Annotated in this window: 1 protein-coding gene; it reads left to right on the top strand. The window is 43.5% G+C overall.

Features of this window, described 5'->3' with window-relative positions:
* Nucleotides 1-255: 255 nt before the first annotated feature.
* Nucleotides 256-2,601 (top strand): HAD-IC family P-type ATPase, encoded by a 2,346-nt coding sequence (locus AC973_RS08515; RefSeq protein WP_048729596.1) that lies wholly within the window; start codon nt 256-258, stop codon nt 2,599-2,601.
* Nucleotides 2,602-2,710: the final 109 nt, after the last annotated feature.

The following is a 2,710-nucleotide window of genomic DNA, read 5'->3' as shown; positions in this document are numbered from 1 at the left end:
GTTGGTAGAGCATCTGATTTGTAATCAGAGGGTCGAGGGTTCAAGTCCTTTAGCCGGCATATATAGAAAAACTCCTTCATCGAAAGATGGAGGAGTTTTTTGTTCTTTACTACGTTTTTTGCGACAATCTTGTTTTCTTAAGGGAAAGCTAAATAAATCTTTAAGTTTATACATATTCATCTGGTGTATAATGGACTTTTATGGGGAAATAAAATAGCAATAAAATGAGGAATGGAAAATGGAGGATGTAAATTAATGTGGAACGATCAATACCAAGGTCTAACGGATGAAGAAGTCCAGGCCAAAGTGGCTGAAGGCCAGGTTAACCAAACTAGTCATTCTACCCAAAAAACGACGGCTGAAATTATTATAGAGAACTTTTTTACCCTATTTAATGCTTTAAACTTCCTATTGGCCTTCTTATTGTTACTGGTTGGCGCTTATTCTAATATGGCCTTTATTGCCATCATTATATTGAATATTATTATTGGGATTGTCCAAGAGCTTAGAGCCCGCGATTTGGTCAGCAAGTTGACCATTTTATCCAATAAACCAGTTAAGGTGATCCGAAATCGTCAGGAAGCCATTGTGCCATCTACTGAATTGGTGGTTGGCGACTTGATTATCCTTGAAAGTGGTGACCAGGTTCCGTCAGACGCCAACGTGGTGGACGGGTCCAGCGAAGTGAATGAGTCCCTTTTAACGGGTGAGTCGGATGCCATTTTAAAACAAGCAGGCGATGAGTTATTATCCGGTTCTTATTTGACCAGTGGGCAATTGCTGGCTGAGTTGATCCATGTTGGGGACGACAATTACGCAGAGCAGTTGGTGGCTGAAACTAAGTCTCAACCATACGCCCGTTCTGAATTAACCGATGCCATTAAGAAGATTGCCAAGTTTACCTCTTACATCATTGTGCCACTAGGGATACTCTTGTTCTTGCAAGCCTTTTTCCTACGAAGTGACACAGTAGATGTGGCGGTTATAAACTCGGTGGCTGCCCTGATTGGCATGCTGCCTAAAGGTCTGGTATTGTTGATTTCACTAGCCCTTTCAACTGCTGTTTTAAAACTAGGCAAAAAGAATGTCCTCGTGCAAAACATGTACGCTGTTGAAGCCTTGGCTCACATGGATATGCTGTGTTTAGACAAGACTGGGACAATCACGCAAGGAAAGATGTCAGTGGAGGGGATTTTTCCACTAAACAGTATCTCCGACAAGGATTTACTAGCCAAATTGGCCAATTATACAACCGCATCAACCGATAGTAATTTAACCATGACGGCTTTGAAAGACCACTTCGACGGCCAAGTCTCTACTTTAGAAGCCTTACAAGTCACGCCCTTTTCATCTGAGCGGAAGTGGGGTGCTATCAGCTTTGAAGGAGCCGGTACAATTTTCGTTGGTGCAGCTGAATACCTTATCGACGAACCGATTGAGCAAGTAATCACCGCGCAAAATGACGGCCTGCGGGTCTTGTTGGTGGGACAATCGACTGACCTACTAGACGACAAGACTGAAATCGCCAATTTAGCAATCAAACCAATTGGCTACATCACCTTGAGTGATCCAATTCGCCCCAATTCTAAATCTACTCTGGAATTTTTCCAAAATGAGGGTGTGGACATCAAAATTATTTCAGGTGACAACCCGCAAACCGTTGCCAGAGTTGCTAAGAACGCAGGACTCGCAGGCGACGCCCAAGCGATTGATATGAGTCAAATTCAAGCTGAAGCGGATGTAAGAGCAGCAGCACACCAATACAATGTTTTCGGCCGGGTCTCACCTCAACAAAAGAAACTTTTGGTAGCTGAATTTCAAGACGAAGACCATATTGTTGGGATGACAGGTGACGGGGTCAATGATATTTTAGCCTTGTCACAAGCTGACTTATCCATCGCTATGGCTGAAGGGGACGGGGCAACCCGTCAAATGGCCGATTTGATTCTGGTCAATTCAGACTTTGGTGACTTACCAGCGGTCATTTCTGAAGGCCGCCGTGTGGTCAACAACATCACTCGGTCATCAAGCGTATTCTTTATCAAAACCCTATATTCTTTAATCGTGACCCTAATTTGTATTGCCTTGAATTTCCCGTTTCCATTTATTCCCTTACAAATTACCATGATTGATGCCTTTATCGAGGGCTATCCTGCCTTCTTCACGTCATTTGAACCTAATAACCAGCAAGTTAAAGAGCGGTTCCTACCCAAATCCCTTGCCTCTGCGCTACCTTCAGCCTTAACGGTGTCTGTAGCCATTTTCGCCTCCTTAGTCATGGTGAAACTGGGCATAATCGACTTTGAAACCGCTCGGACCTTTGACTATGTCATGTTGACCGGCGTCTCTTTATTTGCGGTATGGCAGTCCTGCCTCCCGTTTAACAAGTTGCGTCTCTTTCTCGCATCAACCGCGACCCTTGCCATGCTTGCCGTCGCACTAGTCTTGCCACATTTTTCAGACATTCTGACCATCCAACCCATGACCGCTAGCGAAACCCTAATTAGTGTCGTCTTGTTGGCTCTCGCTTTTGCCTTTTGGAAAATGGTCAACCGCTATCAAGATTGTTTCAAAGCCTTTTTCACACGGATGCATTTTTAAATGAACCGCATCTTTGCGTGTAAATTTCACAACAAATAGACACAGAAAACGGTTCTATAATAAATAGTGTTGGTGAGAATTCATATTGAATCTCATTGACACTATTTTT

The organism is Carnobacterium sp. 1290_CSPC (assembly GCF_001053265.1).
GTDB lineage: Bacteria > Bacillota > Bacilli > Lactobacillales > Aerococcaceae > Aerococcus > Aerococcus urinaeequi.
This window is presented reverse-complemented; position numbering and strand designations above follow the sequence as displayed.

Bases quoted from the DNA above. Each gene is read 5' to 3' on its own strand.
- AC973_RS08515 (WP_048729596.1), top strand. From the start codon at position 256: ATGTGGAACGATCAATACCAAGGTCTAACGGATGAAGAAGTCCAGGCC.